Source organism: Sphingomonas sp. 1185, from assembly GCF_040544655.1.
In the GTDB taxonomy this organism is placed as follows: domain Bacteria; phylum Pseudomonadota; class Alphaproteobacteria; order Sphingomonadales; family Sphingomonadaceae; genus Sphingomonas.
Window position 1 is genome coordinate 17124 of the sequence record NZ_JBEPKL010000025.1, and the last position, 17190, is coordinate 34313.

The 17190-nt window shown below is 67.2% G+C and carries 12 protein-coding genes; 4 read left to right on the top strand and 8 right to left on the bottom strand.

From position 1 onward, the window contains the following. Positions 1-102 precede the first annotated feature (102 nt). Positions 103-1269, bottom strand: coding sequence for an acyl-CoA dehydrogenase family protein (locus tag ABIC44_RS15015; protein WP_354296351.1), 1167 nt, complete (start codon positions 1267-1269; stop codon positions 103-105). A gap of 180 nt (positions 1270-1449) precedes the next feature. Between ABIC44_RS15015 and ABIC44_RS15020 the strand changes: the two genes are divergently transcribed. Beyond that, entirely contained in the window at positions 1450-3603 is a 2154-nt protein-coding gene (locus ABIC44_RS15020) for a histidine kinase dimerization/phosphoacceptor domain -containing protein (RefSeq protein WP_354296353.1), read from the top strand. A 178-nt stretch (positions 3604-3781) separates the two neighbouring features. On the opposite strand, the gene ABIC44_RS15025 is transcribed toward ABIC44_RS15020, so the two are convergent. From ABIC44_RS15025 to rpiA, 7 genes are all read right to left on the bottom strand, one after another. Further along, positions 3782-4120, bottom strand: coding sequence for a biliverdin-producing heme oxygenase (locus tag ABIC44_RS15025; protein WP_354296355.1), 339 nt, complete (start codon positions 4118-4120; stop codon positions 3782-3784). A 167-nt stretch (positions 4121-4287) separates the two neighbouring features. Further along, on the bottom strand, positions 4288-5034 hold the full coding sequence (locus ABIC44_RS15030) for an HAD-IIB family hydrolase (protein ID WP_354296357.1): 747 nt from the start codon (positions 5032-5034) through the stop codon (positions 4288-4290). Next, positions 5031-5864, bottom strand: a complete 834-nt coding sequence (locus ABIC44_RS15035) for a Cof-type HAD-IIB family hydrolase (protein WP_354296359.1) — start codon at positions 5862-5864, stop codon at positions 5031-5033. Before ABIC44_RS15035 ends, ABIC44_RS15030 begins: the two co-directional genes overlap by 4 nt. Next, positions 5861-6844, bottom strand: a complete 984-nt coding sequence (gnd, locus tag ABIC44_RS15040) for a phosphogluconate dehydrogenase (NAD(+)-dependent, decarboxylating) (protein ID WP_354296360.1) — start codon at positions 6842-6844, stop codon at positions 5861-5863. The genes ABIC44_RS15035 and gnd overlap by 4 nt, the downstream gene beginning before the upstream one ends. 77 nt (positions 6845-6921) lie before the next feature. Then, positions 6922-8046 carry a transaldolase gene (gene tal, locus ABIC44_RS15045; protein ID WP_354296362.1) on the bottom strand — a complete coding sequence of 375 codons (1125 nt, stop codon included), beginning with the start codon at positions 8044-8046 and terminating at the stop codon, positions 6922-6924. Then, positions 8046-10133 (bottom strand): transketolase, encoded by a 2088-nt coding sequence (gene tkt, locus ABIC44_RS15050; RefSeq protein ID WP_354296364.1) that lies wholly within the window; start codon positions 10131-10133, stop codon positions 8046-8048. Before tkt ends, tal begins: the two co-directional genes overlap by 1 nt. Positions 10134-10208: 75 nt before the next feature. Then, on the bottom strand, positions 10209-10880 hold the full coding sequence (gene rpiA, locus ABIC44_RS15055) for a ribose-5-phosphate isomerase RpiA (protein ID WP_354296365.1): 672 nt from the start codon (positions 10878-10880) through the stop codon (positions 10209-10211). A gap of 250 nt (positions 10881-11130) precedes the next feature. Here rpiA and ABIC44_RS15060 point away from each other — a divergent pair, with 250 nt between their 5' ends. The 3 genes from ABIC44_RS15060 to ABIC44_RS15070 are packed head-to-tail and all read left to right on the top strand — an operon-like array spanning position 11131 to position 17145. Beyond that, the gene (locus ABIC44_RS15060) at positions 11131-12333 is read left to right on the top strand and encodes an efflux RND transporter periplasmic adaptor subunit (protein WP_354296367.1); all 1203 of its coding nucleotides are present in this window, start codon (positions 11131-11133) and stop codon (positions 12331-12333) included. A gap of 7 nt (positions 12334-12340) precedes the next feature. After that, a complete protein-coding gene (locus tag ABIC44_RS15065; RefSeq protein ID WP_309698948.1) occupies positions 12341-15568 on the top strand; it encodes an efflux RND transporter permease subunit in 3228 nt (1075 codons plus the stop codon). Next, the gene (locus tag ABIC44_RS15070) at positions 15568-17145 is read left to right on the top strand and encodes an efflux transporter outer membrane subunit (RefSeq protein WP_354296369.1); all 1578 of its coding nucleotides are present in this window, start codon (positions 15568-15570) and stop codon (positions 17143-17145) included. Before ABIC44_RS15065 ends, ABIC44_RS15070 begins: the two co-directional genes overlap by 1 nt. Positions 17146-17190: the final 45 nt, after the last annotated feature.

Here is a 17190-nt window from a genome sequence, read left to right on the forward strand (position 1 = left end):
GCCGCGAAGCGGTGGTGGAGGGGCGAGGGGCTTGCCCCTCCACCACGCTCTGCGAGCGCGGTCCCCCTCCCCAAGCAAGCTTGGGGAGGAATGCGTCGGCCGTCATTGCGCCACCTTTTCGAGCTTGCCGATCAGTTCGCGGCCGATCAGCATCCGGCGGATTTCGTTGGTCCCCGCCCCGATGTCGAGCAGCTTGGCATCGCGCGCGAAGCGTTCGACCGGCCAGTCCTTGGTATAGCCCGCCCCGCCCAGCGCCTGGATCGCCTCCATCGCCACCTTCACCGCATTTTCGCTGGCGAGCAGGATCGCACCCGCCGCGTCGAACCGCGTCGTCCGTCCGGCATCGCAACTCCGCGCCACCGCATAGACATAGGCCCGCGCCGAATTGAGCGCGACATACATGTCGGCGACCTTGGCCTGGATCAGCTGGAACTCGCCGATCGCCCGGCCGAACTGGCGACGCTCGCGGACATAGGGCACGACCACGTCGAGGCACGCCTGCATGATGCCCAGCTGAATCCCCGCCAGCACCGCGCGTTCATAGTCCAGCCCGCTCATCAGCACGCCGACGCCGCCATTCACCGGCCCCATCACCTGCGCGTCCGACACGAAACAGTCGCTGAAGACCAGCTCGGCGGTCGGACTGCCGCGCATGCCCATCTTGTCGATCTTCTGCCCGATCGCGAAGCCGGGCATGGCCTTTTCGATCAGGAAGGCGGTGATCCCCCGGCTGCCCTCGCCCGTCTTGGCATAGACGACCAAGGTATCGGCATAGGGCGCGTTGGTGATCCAGAATTTGGTGCCGTTCAGCACCCAGCCGCCATCGGCCTTCACGGCCCGCAGCTTCATCGAGACGACGTCGGACCCCGCCGACACTTCCGACATGGCCAGGCTGCCGACATGCTCGCCAGAGATCAGGCCGGGCAGGTATTTCGCCTTCTGCTCGGGGCTGCCCCAGCGGCGGATCTGGTTGACGCACAGATTGGAATGCGCGCCATAGGACAGGCCGAGCGATGCCGAGGCGCGCGACACTTCCTCGATCGCGACGACATGCTCCAGATAGCCCAGACCCAGCCCGCCATCGGCTTCGTCGACGGTGATGCCGTGCAGACCCAGCGCACCCATTTCGGGCCAGATGTCGCGCGGGAACCAGTCCTCCGCGTCCATGCGCGCGGCCAGCGGGGCGATCCGGTCGGTGGCGAAGCGGCGCGTCGCCTCACGAATCATGTCCGCGCTCTCGCCGAGCGCGAAGTCGAAATCGTCGATCATGTCCTCTCCAGCGGATCTGATGTCCGTTGCGTGGCTTTAACCGGATATTACCCGACCGCGCAATGATTGTTCCAAAACGAGATTAGGTGTCGCGATAAGGGATCGATTGTCGTGCTCAACCATTTGCAAAGGGGTCAGTAACCCGGCATGTGGCAGGGAAGAGAGGAAAGCCCGACCCTGATGGCCACCCGTACCATCGCAACCGACCCTGGCCAGGATATTACGGCTTGCGATCGGGAACCCATTCACATTCCAGGCACCATTCAACCCCATGGCCTGTTGCTGGTCGTGGCGGCCGATACGCTGTGCGTCGTCGCCGGAGCCGGTGCGATCGAGGAGCGGCTGGCGCCCGACTGGCTCGGCCAGCCGATCGCCGCGCTGGTCGGGGACGAGGTGGCGCAGATCGTCGGTGCGGTGCCCTCCGTCATAGGATCGGTGTCGGCGGTGCGCCCGGTCCATGGCCTTTCCGAAATTTTCACCGCGGTCGTCCATCGCACGCCCGACCATCTGCTGCTGGTCGAACTGGAGCCGGGGATCGCGGACACCCCCTGGGGCGGCGGCAGTCCGCTGAACTGGCTGGACGCGGCGGCGACCAGTTTCGAGCGGGCGGGTGACCTGCCGATGCTCTACGAGCGGGCGGCGACGCTTTTTCGCACGCTGACCGGGTTCGACCGGGTCATGCTCTATCGCTTCATGGACGAGGATTCGGGGCAGGTCGTGGCGGAGTCCCGCACGCCCGAGCTCCATTCCTTCCTGAACCATCATTTCCCTGCCTCGGACATCCCCAGGCAGGCGCGTGCGCTGTATATCCGCAACCGGACGCGCAGCATCCCCGATGTGGATTATGTCCCCGCCCCGCTGCGCCCCGCCGGGTTCGAGACGGTGGACCTCAGCGATGTCGGCCTGCGCAGCGTGTCGCCCATCCATGTCCGCTATCTGAGGAATATGGGGGTCGCGGCCTCCGCCTCGATCTCGATCGTCAAGGACGGGCTGTTATGGGGGATGATCGCCTGCCACCATCACAGCCCGCGTCGCCTGTCCTGCGAGCTGCGCGCTGCGGCCGCCGCGCTGGCGGGTGGACTGGCCCGCCAGATTCGCGCGCGGGAAGAGGCCGAGCTTTATCGTGAGCGGCTGCGCCTGCGCGCGGACGAGGATGCGATCCTGCCGCGCATCACCGGATTGGGCGAAATTTCGACCGCCATCGCGCGGATGATGCCCGAACTGATGGCGATGCTGGGCGCGACCGGCTTTGCCATGGTCGAGGGCGGCAAGGTGCAGAGCCATGGCGTCTGCCCGCCGCCGCTGGCGATGATCGAGCTGGCGCGCTGGGCGACCGCGCGCACCGGCGGCGAGCTTTATGCGACGCATGAGCTGGGCAACGTGTCGTCCGACGCCAAGGCGCTCGCCGCGACGGCCAGCGGGATGCTGGTGCTGCCGCTGGTCGATGGCGGCGTGACCCTGTTGTGGTTCCGTCCCGAACAGGTCGAGGAGATCGAATGGGCGGGCAATCCGCACAAGTCGGTCGGCCTGTCGCCCGACGAGACGCTGACCCCTCGCGCCTCCTTCGCCAGCTGGAGCGAGACGGTGTGCGGCCGCTCGCGCCGCTGGACGCTGGAGGAGATGGAGGCGGCGCATCGCCTGCGCCGGGCGCTGCACGATGCCTTTCAGAACAACCGGCTGCGCGGGCTGAACGCCGCGCTTCAGCGGACGATGGACGACAAGGACGCGCTCCTGCTCCAGAAGGACGTGCTGATGAAGGAGGTGGATCACCGCGTCCAGAACAGCCTTCAGCTCGTCTCGTCCTTCCTGGCGCTCCAGGCGCGGTCGACCAACGACCCGCAGGTCCGCGAGCAGCTGACCGAGGCGCAGGCCCGGTTGTCGGCGGTCGCGCTGGTCCACCGCAGGCTGTACCGCGACGACCAGATCCAGACGGTCGATCTGGCGCGCTATCTGGAGGAACTGGTCGGCGACATGAAACAGTCGCTGGGGGCCGAATGGGCCTCCATGATGCGTCTCGACCTGGCGCCCGCGCTGATGCCGACCGACCGGGCGGTCAATCTGGGGCTGGTGACGACCGAGCTGATCATCAACGCGACCAAATATGCCTATGGCGGCGCGGCGGGTCCAGTGACGATCACGCTGGAGCAATATGGCAACCGCCTGCGCCTGGTCGTTGCGGACGAAGGGCGCGGACGCAGCCATGGCGACGATGACGGGCGCGGCTTCGGCAGCCGGATGATGACGGCGATGATGCAGCGGCTGTCGGGCACGATCGAATATGCCGACAACCAGCCGGGCCTGCGCGCCATCGTGATCGCTCCGATCGCGGATTGAGGGGGGCAATAATGCCAGCCCCCACCCCCCGTTCAGCCTGAGCGAAGTCGAAGGCCAAGGGAATCCACCCCGCCAGGCAGAATGAGGCGATGGGAGGGGCGTGGCCTTCGACTTCGCTCAGGCTGAACGGAGTTAGGGGATTCAACAGAAGCGGAGGGAACGCCCCGACGGCATCCCCTTAGGCCGCCCGTCGATACAGACCGAACACCTGCTCCGCCGCCGCCACGGCGCGGTCGATCCATGCGGGGTCCACCGCCGCCTCGTCCAGCGCATGCCGAAAGGCCCGCCACTCGCCCGAACCGAACCCCGATTCGAGATAGGCGCAGGGAAATTCCTCCCCCACCTGCCGGGCCAGCATCACGCCGCCCAGCCGTGAACCCTCGGTGACATAGAGCGCGCCCCAGCGGGTCGCCTCGTCCTCGGGCAGATCGAATGGCAGCGGCTGGGGCATTTCCTGCCCCAGTGCCGCAAGGTCCGCCGCCAGCGCCTCGCGCCGCGACCGCCATGGGAACGCCACATCCTGCCCCTGCAACCATGTTTCGACCGCCGGCAAGGCGCGGGCATGGGCGGTCAGAAAGGCCGCGTAGCTGTCCCGGTCGTCCAGCCGATACGCGCCATAAGCCGTATCGACCGCATCATGCGCGGAGGCGGTGCGCGCGCGCAGCGCCTCCGACGCGGTCGTGCTTACTTCAGACAGGCGACGATCCCCGCGATCACCGCCAGCGTCTCTTCGGGATCGCGCACGCGGACGGTATCGAGGCCCAGTTCCTTGGCCGGATAGTCGTTGCCGCCGGGGAAGATCGCGTCGCCGATGAACATCATCGTATCGAGCGGAATCCCGCTGGCGTCGCGCAGCTTCTTCAGGCCATAGGCCTTGTCGACGCCCTCTCGGGTGATGTCGATCGAGGTCGCGCCGCCCATGTTGATCGAGAGGCCGGGCAGCCGCTCCTTCAGGTCGGCCTGGATGACCTTGCGCTTCTCGAACTTGGGGTCCCAATGTTCCTTGGCGTCGATCGGCGCCTGCTGGCCGAGCGCCGAGAAGGTGATCTGGCTGCCGCGATCCTCGATCCGCTCGCCCCAGGTCTGCTCGGGGACGAAGCCGGTCGCCTCCAGCGAGGCGTCGAACGCCTCCAGGATCTTCGCCTTGGTCGCATCGTCGAACAGCTCGGCATAGACCGGGGTCCAGCCGCCGTCCTGATAGGTATAGAGCTTGGTGCCGGTCGTCGGCATCAGCCACAGCTTGGTGCGGTCGGCGCGCTCGGGCAGGCGGCTCGCCACCTGCTTGTCGAATTGCGGCCAGTCCCCGCCCGAGATCACCGCGACATGCGCGACGTCGAGCAGGTCGGCCAGCGCCTCCCCCATCGGCTCGCCCAGTGGCTGTTTGCTTTCGGCCAGCGTACCGTCGAGGTCGAACGCAACCAGTTGCTTCATGAAGACACTCCAATTCTGGGCATGATGAAGGTATCGATGGCATAGGCCACGCCGTCGTCCGCGTTGGAACGGGTGTGTACCGATATCTGTTCCTTAACAGCGTCCGGCGCATTCGCCATCACGATCGGCAACCCGGCGCGTGTCAACATGGGAAGATCATTGGCCTGATCGCCCAATACTGCGACCTGTTCGAGGGGAACTCCAAAGGCCTTGGCGAGTGTCGCGACGCCGTCGCCCTTGTTCGCGGCCAGCGCCGTCACATCGAGATAATAGGTCTGCGACTGGGCAATGGTCGCCTCGGCGCCGTGCGCGGCATTCGCCTTTTCGTGCAGGCCGCGCAGCAGATCGGCGTCGTCGCTGACCAACGTGATCTTGTCGACCTTGTCGACCAGCGCGGCAAAGTCCTGCGTGATCACCGGCTCCTGCGACGAAGCCTTGCGCTCATGCTCGACATGAACGCCCTCATCGCTGCTGGCATACCAGCGATCATCGGCAAAGATCCAGATGGCGACGGGATTGTCCGCCGCCATCGCCAGCACGTCGTTCACGACGGCGACCGGCACCCGGAACTGCGCATCGATGCGGCCGTCGCGGCGGAACACGGTCCCGCCGTTGAACGCGCCGATCGGCGCATCGATCGCCAGCTCGTCGGCCAGCCATCCCAGCCCCGACCGGGGCCGGGCGCTGATGATGGTGAAGCCGACCCCCGCCGCCTCCAGCCGCTTGACGGCGGCGATGGTGGCGGTGCGCAGCTTCTTGTCAGGGTCGACGAGCGTGCCGTCGACATCCGACACGACCAGCCGGATCGGCCCCGAAGCCGGATCGCTCATTGCGGGATTTCGGTATGGCCGCCAAAGCCGAAGCGCATCGCCGACAGCACCTTGTCGCCGTACGTATGATCGACCCGGCTACGATAGCGCGCGAAGAGCGAGGCGGTCAGGACGTTGGCCGGGACCTTCTCCTCCATCGCCGCGTCGATCGTCCACTGGCCCTCGCCCGAATCGGCGACATGGCCCGAGAACTGCTCGAGCATCTCGTCCTTGGCCAACGCGATCGCGGTCAGGTCGAGCAGCCAGGACGAGATCACGCTGCCGCGACGCCAGACCTCGGCGATGTCGGTCAGGTTCAGGTCGAAACGCTCGTCCTCGGGCAGCTTGTCGCTGTTCTTCGACTTCAGAATGTCGAAGCCCTCGGCATAGGCCTGCATCAGCCCATATTCGATGCCGTTGTGGATCATCTTGACGAAGTGACCGGCACCGGCGGGACCGGCATGGATATAGCCCTTCTCGGCGCGCTGATCGACCTTCTCGGCGATGCGGCCCGGCGTGCGGACGATATCGCCCAGCCCCGGCGCCAGCGCGTCGAAGATCGGGTCGAGATGGTCGACCGTTTCCTTGTCGCCGCCGATCATCATGCAATAGCCGCGCTCCAGGCCCCAGACGCCGCCCGAGGTGCCGACATCGACATAATGGATGCCCTGTTCGGCCAGCGACTTGGCGCGGCGAATGTCGTCCTTGTAGAAGCTGTTGCCGCCGTCGATCACCACGTCGCCGTCCTTGGCCAGCTTGGCGATCTCCGCGATCGTGTCCTCGGTCGGGCCGCCTGCGGGCAGCATCACCCACCAGATCGCCTTGTCGGCCAGCTTGGTGGCCATGTCCTCCAGCCCCGTGGCCGCCTCGGCGCCGTCCTTGGCGAGCGTCTGCACCGCCTCGTCGCTGCGATCCCAGGCCACAACCTGATGCCCAGCCTGCATCAGGCGGCGTGCGATATTGCCACCCATGCGGCCAAGGCCGACCAGACCGATCTTCATGCGGAACTCCATTATGTTCTTGATGTCGTTGGAAAGTGAAAGGCCCCCTTCCCGCCCTGGGAAGGGGGCCTGTCGGATCAGGCCGTCGCGGGCTGCTTCTGCCCGATCGCGCCGAGCAGATCGTCGAACGCCTTGACGAAGGAGGCCACCCCCTCCGCGACCAGCGTGCCGGTCACACCGTCCAGGTCCAGGCCCAGCCGCTCGGCCTCGGCCAGAACATGCTTGGCCTCGTCGATATCGGCGGTCAGCGTCTCGGCCACCGTGCCATGGTCGCGGAAGGCGTCCATCGTCTTGGGCGGCATGGTGTTGACCGTGTCCGGCCCGATCAGCGTGTCGATATAGAGCGTGTCGGGGAAGGACGGGTCCTTGGTCCCGGTCGAGGCCCAGAGCAGCCGCTGCGGCTGCGCGCCCTTGGCGGCCAGCGCCTGCCAGCGGTCGGACTTCAGGAAGTCGAGATACCACTGATACGCCAGCTTGGCGTTGGCGATGGCGACCTTGCCGCGCACGGCCTTCAGCGCCTCGGCTTCCGCGTCACCGGCGGCGACGCGCTCGTCGATCTTCTTGTCGATCGCCGAGTCGATGCGGCTGATGAAGAAGCTGGCGACGCTGGCGATCCGGTCGATCGGCTGCCCGGCCTTGACCCGCTCCTCAAGCCCTGCGGCATAAGCCTCGGCCACCTTGATATAGGCGGCCTGCGAGAAGAGCAGCGTGACGTTGACGTTGATCCCCTTGGCGATCGTCGCCGAGATGGCGGGCGCGCCGGCCTCGGTGCCGGGGATCTTGATCATCAGGTTGGGGCGGTCGACCGCGTGCCACAGCTTCTCGGCCTCGGCGATGGTCGCATCGGTGTCGTCGGCGATATAGGGCGACACTTCCAGGCTGACATAGCCATCCTTGGCGTCGAGACGGTCATAGACGGGCTTCAGCGTTTCCGCCGCCGCCTTGATGTCCTGGATCGCCAGATGCTCGTAACGGTCGATGGTCGCCGCGCCGGGATTTTCCTTGTCGAACGCCGCCAGCGTGCCGTCATAGGCATCGCCATGCCCCATCGCCTTTTCGAAGATCGACGGGTTGGAGGTGACGCCGGTCAGCCCGTCCTCGGCGACGAGCTTTTCCAGCCCCTTCGCCTCGAGGAACTTGCGATCGACGAAATCGAGCCAGGGGGCGCAGCCCTTGGCGCCCAGTTCCGACAGCTTGCTCATCACTTGGTCTCCAGCATTTCGCGGGCCACCTTCACGACATTGCCGTGGGTGAAGCCATATTTGTCCTGCAACTTGGCGAGCGGCGCCGATGCGCCGAAGGTCGACATGGTGATCGTGCGACCGTCGAACCCGACATAGCGGTCCCAGCCGATCGACCCGGCCTGCTCGACCGCCAGACGCTTGGTCACGCCCTTCGGCAGGACGCTGTCCTTATAGGCCGCATCCTGCAGCTCGAAGCGATACCAGCTCGGCAGCGAGACGACGCGCGCCTTGATGCCATCGGCCTTCAGCGTCTCATAGGCGTCCGTCACCAGCGACAGTTCCGACCCCGTTGCGATCAGGATGATGTCGGGTGTGCCGTCGCAATCCGCAAGGACATAGCCGCCCTTCTTCACGCCCGAGGCAGGCGCATATTTGCCGCGGTCGAGGGTGGGAAGCGCCTGGCGCGAGAAGATCAGCGCGGTCGGGTGGCTGGCCGACTCGACGGCGCAGCGCCATGCCTCGGCGACTTCGTTCGCATCGCCGGGGCGGATGGTGTCGAGGCCGGGGATCGCACGCAGCGTCGCCAGATGCTCGATCGGCTGGTGGGTCGGACCGTCCTCGCCCACGCCGATCGAATCGTGCGTGAAGACGAACACCGCGCCGATCTCCATGATCGCGGCGAGGCGGATCGGCGCGCGCATATAGTCGGAGAAGACCAGGAAGGTCGCGCCGTAGGAGCGCAGATGCGACAGCGCCATGCCGTCGACGATCGCGCCCATCGAATGCTCGCGCACGCCGAAGTGGAAATTGCGCCCCTCATAGCTGCCCGGCTGGAACGAACCGCCGTCCTTGATGAGCGTCTTGGTCGAGGGCGCGAGGTCGGCCGAGCCGCCGATCAGCCACGGCACCTTGGCGGCGATGGCGTTCTGCACCTTGCCGCCCGAGTCGCGGCTGGCAATGCCTTTGGCATCCGCCTCGAACACCGGGATGTCGCTGTCCCAGCCCTCGGGGAGCTTGTCGGCAAGCATCGCGTCGAGTTCGGCGGCAAGTTCGGGATATTCGGCGCGGTAGCGATCGGTCATCGCGACCCATTCGTCGCGCAGCGGCTTGCCGCGTGCCTCGATCGCGCCCTGGAAGGCTTCGCGCACGCCGTCGGGGACCAGGAACTTGGCGTCCTCGGGCCAGCCATAGGCCTTCTTGGTCGCGCGGATCGCATCCTCGCCCAGCGGCTCGCCATGCGCCTTCTCGCTGCCCGCCTTGGGGCTGCCATAGCCGATCACCGACTTCACGACGATGAAGGTCGGCTTGTCCTCGGTCGCCTTGAAGGTGTCGAGCGCGGCGGTCAGCGCGGCCACGTCGTTCGCGTCGTCGACGTGCAGCACGTTCCAGCCATAGGCCTCGAACCGCTTGCCCACATCCTCGTTGAACGCGATGTCGGTGCCGCCCTCGATCGAGATCTGGTTCGAATCGTAGATCCAGCAGAGGTTGGACAGCTTGAGATGCCCGGCGGTCGAGGCGGCTTCCGACGCCACGCCCTCCATCATGTCGCCGTCGCCGCACACGACATAGACGTCATGGTCGAAGACCGGGAAACCCTCGCGGTTGAAATGCGCGGCCAGCCAGCGCTCGGCGATCGCCATGCCGACCGAGTTGCCGCAGCCCGCGCCCAGCGGGCCGGTCGTCGTCTCGACGCCAGTGGTGTGGCGATATTCGGGATGGCCCGGCGTCCTGGAATTGAGCTGGCGGAAGCCCTTCAGGTCTTCCAGGCTCAGCGCGGGCCTGCCTGACTTGTTGCCGTCCGCGTCGATCTCCTCGATCCCCGCGAGGTGGATCAGCGAGTAGAGCAGCATCGAGGCATGGCCGACCGACAGCACGAAACGGTCGCGATTGGGCCAGTCGGCATGGGCGGGGTCATAGCGCAGGAATTTGGACCAGATGGTATGTCCGACCGGGGCCAGCGCCATCGGCGTGCCGGGGTGGCCCGAATTGGCCTGCTGCACCGCGTCCATCGACAGGGTACGGATCGTGTCGATGGTCAGGCGCTCGATCGACCCATCTTCGTGCAGATGGGTGTCGGCCACGGCGTTGGTGGTGGCATCGGTCATGGAATCTGGCCTCATCCTTCGTATATGTGACCGCACGCGGGCGCGAACGATCCTGGTTGCCATGCGTCACCGGCCTTAGCGCGGGTTCCGCCCCCGTTCCAGCCGGGTAACGATTCCGTCGTCGGCAATATAGGCGGCATCGATTTCGCTGAGGAACAGGCCATGCCCGACGACGCCGGGGATCGCCATCAGCGCGTCCGCCAGCGCATGCGGGGCCGCATCGTCCCAGCCATGGCCGTCGATGACGATATTGCCATTGTCGGTCCGGTAATCCTGACGCTCGACGCAGCGGACGAACAGCTGCGCCAGCCGCGACGTCGCAAAGGCCGCCGCGAAGGGCAGTATCTCGACCGGCAGCGGCGCGCCGCCCAGACGTGCCACGCGTTTCGACCCGTCGGCGATCACGATCATCCGGCCGGCGGACGCCGCCACGACCTTCTCGCGCAGCATCGCGCCACCCGCGCCCTTGACCGCGCGCAGCCGCGCATCGATCGCATCCGCCCCGTCGATCGCCAGGTCGACGCGCGAAACCGTGGCGAAATCGCGCACCCGAATTCCCAGCGACGTCGCCAGCGCGGCGCTCGCCTCGGAGGTGGCGACGGCGTCGATCCTCAGCTTTCGGGCGGCCAGCGCGGCGATGGCATGGGCGGCCGTCGATCCCGTTCCCAATCCGACGAGCATGTTGTCGCAAACCTCATCGACCGCTGTGGCAGCGGCCAGGCGCTTATCGGCATCGCGATCGGTCATGTCGTTTGAAAATGCTTGAGAAACGCAAAGGCTCCCCACCCGGTGCGGTTTTGCCGCAGCGCGACAATTTGCGACAATTAAGGCAGGGGAATTAGGCCATCATCGCTTGCCTTTTAGGACCCGCCGCGTGCAATTTGTTGGCGCTCAGCAACGTTTCGTCCCGGTCGCGCATTTTCGCGCATGCCGGGCGCGCGGCCGGACTTTCAGGCAGGTGGACGAATTGAACTTTGCAGGTTTTCGCGGGCACGGCATGCTCGCCGGTACGGCCATGGCCGTCGCACTGCTGACGCTGTCGGGATGCGGCGGGAAGGAAGCGGGTGGCGCCGCCAAGGGACGCAATGGCGCGCAGGCGACGCCCACCGTCGGCTTCGTGACCGTGCAGCCGACCAACGCCCCGATCGTGACCGAACTGGCCGCGCGGACCAGCGCCTTTGAAAGCTCCGACGTCCGGCCGCAGGTGACCGGCATCATCCGCCGCCGCCTGTTCACCGAGGGCGCGCTCGTCAAGCGCGGCCAGCCGCTCTACGAGATCGATCCGCGCCTCTATCGCGCCGCCGCCAACCAGGCCGCCGCGAACCTGCAAAGCGCGCAGGCCAATGCCGAGGCGACCCGGATCCAGGCCGAACGCTACCGCCCGCTGGCGCAGATCGAGGCGATCTCGAAGCAGGACTATACCAACGCCCAGGCCAGCGCGCGGCAGGCGGCGGCCCAGGTCGCGCAGACCCGCGCCGCGCTGGAGACGGCGCGGGTGAACCTGCAATTCACCACCGTCCCCGCGCCGATCAGCGGGCGGATCGGCCGCTCGCTGTTCACCGTCGGCGCGCTGGTCAGCTCGAACCAGACCGATCCGCTGGCGCAGATCCAGCGGCTCGACCCGATCTTCGTCGATATCCAGCAATCGGCGAGTGACCTGTTGTCGCTGCGGCGCAGCCTGTCGGCGCGCGACGGCCTGATCCCCGCCAGCGCGCAGGTCCGGCTGCGGCTGGAGGACGGCACTGACTACGGGCAGGTCGGCACGGTCGAATTCGCCGAGGCGGTGGTCGATCCGCAGACCGGCACCGTGACGCTGCGCGCGCGCTTCCCCAATCCGCAGGGGCTGCTGCTGCCCGGCATGTTCGTTCGCGCGCGGTTCGCGCAGGCGATCGACACCAGCGCCTATCTGGTCCCCCAGCAGGCGGTGTCGCGCGACGCGAAGGGCAATGCGACGCTGTTCGTCGTCGGACCGAACGACAAGGTGCAGCAGAGGACGGTGAAGGCCGAACGCACGCAGGGCAGCTTCTGGGTGGTCACCGACGGGCTGAAGCCGGGCGACCGCATCATCACCCAGGGCCTGTCCAACCTGCGCGACGGCCAGAGCGTGCGCGCGGTGCCCGCCAACAGCCCGCAAAAGGTCCAGCCCCCCTCGCCCGAACAGATGAAGACGATGCAGGCCGCCAAGGGCAAGGCGGGCTGACCGGACCATGCTCAGCCGCGTCTTCATCGATCGTCCCATCTTCGCCTGGGTCCTTGCCATCATCGTCATGCTGGCGGGCGTCGGCGCGATCATGGGCCTGCCCATCGCGCAATATCCCGACGTCGCCCCGCCCCAGGTGTCGATCCGCGCCACCTTCCCCGGCGCCTCGGCGCAGACGCTGCAAAACTCGGTCACCCAGGTCATCGAACAGCAGCTGACCGGCATCGACGGGCTGCTCTATTTCCAGTCCTCCTCGTCCAGCCGCGGCTCGGTGTCGATCACCGCCACCTTCGCCAAGGGCACCGACCCCGACATCGCGCAGGTCCAGGTCCAGAACCAGGTCCAGCAGGCGGTCGCGCGCCTGCCGCAACAGGTGCAGCAACAGGGGCTGGTCGTCCGCAAGTCGAACCCCGACTTCCTGTTGATCGCGGGCGTCTATGACGAGACGAACCGGATGACGAATCAGGACGTCTCCGACTATCTCGTCTCCAATCTCCAGGACCCGCTGGGCCGTATCCAGGGCGTCGGCGACACCAATGTGTTCGGATCGCAATATGCGATGCGCATCTGGCTGAACCCGGAAAAGCTGGCCTCGTACCAGCTGATGCCCTCGGACGTGACGACCGCGATCCAGAACCAGAATACCGAGGTCGCGGCGGGCGAGGTCGGCGGCACGCCGTCCGCCTCGACCCAGATGCTCAACGCCACCGTGACCTCGCAGTCGCGGCTCCAGACGCCCGAGCAGTTCCGCGAGATCATCGTCAAGACGCTGAACAACGGCGCGACCGTCAAGCTGTCGGACGTGGCGCGGATCGAGCTGGGCGCGGAAAGCTATGCCGCGGTCAGCCGGATCAACCAGCATCCCGGCGCCGGTATCGCCGTCCTGATGGCGCCGGGCGCCGACGCGCTGAAGACCGCCGAGCTGGTCAAGGCCGAGATCACCCGCGTCGCCAAGGGCTTTCCGCCGGGCCTGAAGGTCGCCTATGCCAACGACACCACCGCCTTCATCAAGCTGTCGATCGACGAGGTGGTCAAGACGCTGATCGAGGCGATCATCCTCGTCGTCATCGTCATGTTCGTCTTCCTGCAAAGCTGGCGCGCGACCCTGGTCCCGACGATCGCGGTGCCGGTGGTGCTGCTGGGCACCTTCGCCATCTTCTACATGGCGGGCTTCTCGATCAACACGCTGACCCTGTTCGGGCTGGTGCTGGCGATTGGCCTGCTGGTCGACGACGCGATCGTGGTCGTGGAGAATGTCGAGCGTCTGCTCGAGGAAAATCCCGACATGACCCCGCGCGAGGCGACGATCGAGTCGATGCGCGAGATCACCGTCGCGCTGGTCGCCATCGCGCTGGTCCTGTCGGCGGTGTTCCTGCCGATGGCGTTCTTCGGCGGGTCGACCGGCGTCATCTATCGCCAGTTCTCGATCACCATCGTCTCGGCGATGATCCTGTCGGTGGCGGTGGCGATCATCCTGTCGCCCGCGCTGACCGCGACGCTGCTCAAGCAGAAGGCGAAGGAGGGCGAGGACGGCGCCTGGCTCGACCGCAAATTCCCGCGCGTGGCGCATGGGCTCCAGCGCGCGAAGGACGGGTTCAACCGCCGCTTCGACTGGACGGTCGAGAAATATGTCTCGGCCGTGCGTACCGTGGTCGACCGCAAATGGCTGTTCCTGCTGATCTATGTCGGCGTCGTCGCGCTGCTGGCGATCCTGTTCCTGCGCCTGCCCACCGGCTTCCTGCCGACCGAGGACCAGGGCGCGGCCATCGTCCAGTTCCGCCTGCCCGCCGGTGCGACGCAGAACCGCACCATGGAGATCCAGCGCCGCGTCGAGCAATATTTCGCGCAGCATGAGGGCAAGAACGTCCAGGTGCTGTTCTCGGTCGCGGGCGGCGGCGGTGGCGGCACCAGCGGCCAGAATACCGGCCAGGGCTTCATCAACTTCGTCGACTGGGCCGATCGCAAGGGCAAGGAAAACAGCGCCGATGCGATCACCGGCCGCGCCTCCGCCGCGTTCCGGGGCTTGCGCGACGCGCAGGTCTTCGCGCTGGTCCCTCCCGCCGTGCGCGGCCTGGGCCAGTCGGACGGCTTCACCATGGAGTTGCAGAACACCTCCGGCATGCCGCTGGAGAAGTTCGAGGCGGTGCGCGACGAACTGCTCGCCAAGGCCAATGCCGATCCCAAGCTGGCCTCGGTCCGCCTGACCGAGCTGCCCGACATCGCCACGCTGCGCGTCGACCTCGACCAGCAGAAGCTGTCCGCGCTCGGCCTCTCGCAGCAACAGGTGAACAGCACGCTGTCCACCGCCTGGGGCGGCCAATATGTCAACGACTTCATCGACCGGGGCCGCGTGAAGCGTGTCTATGTCCAGGGCGACGCGCCGTACCGCGCCGAGCCCGAGGACCTGAAGCAATGGTTCGTCCGCGGGTCGAGCGGGCAGATGGCGCCCTTCTCATCCTTCTCGACGATCAACTGGGGCGTGGCGCCGACCACCCTGTCGCGGTTCAACGGCATCCCTTCCTATGAATTTCAAGGATCGGCCGCGCCGGGCTACAGCTCGGGCGACGCGATGCAGCGGATGACCGAACTGGCGGCGGACATTCCCGGCACCTCGGTCGCCTGGGCGGGGCTGTCCTATCAGGAACGGCTGTCGGGCGGGCAGGCGCCGATCCTGTACGGGCTGTCGATCCTGGTCGTCTTCCTGTGCCTGGCCGCGCTCTATGAAAGCTGGTCGATCCCGTTCGCGGTGCTGCTGGTCATCCCGCTGGGCCTGATCGGCGCGGTCGCCTTCGTGACGCTGCGCGGGCTGACCAACGACGTCTATCTCCAGATCGGCCTGCTGACGACGATGGGGCTGGCGGCCAAGAACGCCATCCTGATGATCGAGTTCGCCGAGCAGGCGGAGAAACAGGGCAAGCGGATCATCGACGCCGCGCTGGAGGCGGCCAAGATCCGCCTGCGGCCGATCCTGATGACCAGCTTCGCCTTCATCTTCGGCGTGCTGCCGCTCGCCATCTCGACCGGCGCGGGCGCGAACAGCCGGATCGCGATCGGCACGGCGGTGATCGGGGGCATGCTGACGGCGACCGTGCTCGCGATCTTCTATATCCCGCTCTTCTTCGTGCTGGTCCGCCGGTCGGTGCGCAACGGCCTGGCCCGTCTGCGTGGGCGTCCGACGAGCGAGCATGGCGCGGGGCATCGTCCCGCCGCCACCGAAGGCGCGGAGAAGGCGTGATGCGTATTCCATTCCCCCTGCCCGCGATCCTGCTGGCCGCCACCGCCCTGTCGGGCTGTTCGATGGCGCCCAAATATGTCCAGCCCGCCTTGCCGGTGCCGGCCTCCTGGCCGGTCGGTGATGCCTATCTCCGCCAGTCGGAGGCGGCGCTGCCCAGCGTGCGCTACAGCGACATCTTCCGCGACGCGCGGCTGCAACGGCTGATCGCGCAGGCGCTGGCGAACAATCGCGACCTGCGCGTGGCGGCCGCCAACATCGCCGCGACGCGGGCGCAATATCGCATCCAGCGCGCCAGCCTGTTGCCGCAGGTCGATGCGACCGGCCGCTACAGCTATACCGATCGCGGATCGGGCGGCGCGGCGAGCCAGGCGGTCGGCAATGGCGGCACAGGCACCGGAACCGGCGGAACGGGCACGGGCACGGGCGGTGTCGGCACCGGCGGAACCGGGACGGGTGTGGGAACCGGGGGCACCGGCGGCTCGATCGTCACCGGCTCGGGCGGCAATGGCAGCGCCTGGTCGGTCAATCTGGGCACGACCGCGTTCGAGCTCGACCTGTTCGGGCGCGTGCGGTCGCTGACCGGCGCGGCGCTCGACCGCTATTTCGCGACCGAGGCGGGGGCGCGGGCGACCCGGCTGACACTGGTCGGCGACATCGCCGATGCCTGGCTGAACTATGGCGCGGACCAGAGCCTGCTCGCCATCGCGCAGCAGACCGCCGCCAGTGCCGAGCGTAGCGTCACGCTGACCCGCGCCCGGCTGGAGGGCGGCATCGCACCGCGCACCGACCTGCGGCAGGCCGAACAGGTGCTCGCCACCGCGCAGGCCGATCTCGCGCAGCAGAAGACCGCCGTGGCGCAGGACGTCAACGCGCTGCAACTGCTGGTCGGCGCGCCGATCGAGACCAGCCTGCTGCCTGCGTCGATCGAGGAGGCCGCCCCCACCATCGCCACCCTGCCCGCCGGGCTCGATTCGGGCATCCTGCTGCGCCGCCCCGATGTGGTGCAGGCCGAATATCAGCTGCGCGCGACCAATGGCCAGATCGGCGCGGCGCGCGCGGCGCTGTTCCCGCGTATCTCGCTGACCGGGCTGGTCGGCTTTGCCAGCACGGCGCTGTCCTCGCTCTTCTCGGGCGGCAGCTTCAACTATTCGGTCGCGCCGTCGGTCAGCTATCCGATCTTCCAGGCGGGCGCGGGCGTCGCCGGGGTCCGCTATTCGGAGGCGCAGCGCGATGCCGCACTGGCGACCTATGAAAAGACGATCCAGACCGCGTTCCAGGAAACCGCCGATGCGCTGGCCCGGCAGGGGACCATCGCCGACCAGTTGGGGGCCAATCGCCGCTTCCTGACGGCGGCGGCGGACACCTATCGCCTGACCGAAGCCAGCTATCGCGGCGGGATCACGCCCTTCCTGAACACGCTGGATGCGCAGCGCTCGCTCTATTCGGCGCAGCGCACGGTGATCGCGACCCAGCTGACGGCGGCGAGCAACCGCGTCACCCTCTACCGCGTGCTGGGCGGCGACTCGCTGCTGGAGGCGACGGCCAACGGCCCCGTGCCGGTCAGCCCCGCCGGCTGAGGCGATCCCGCCCGGCCGCCTCTCGCGCCGGGCGGAATGCCGTCA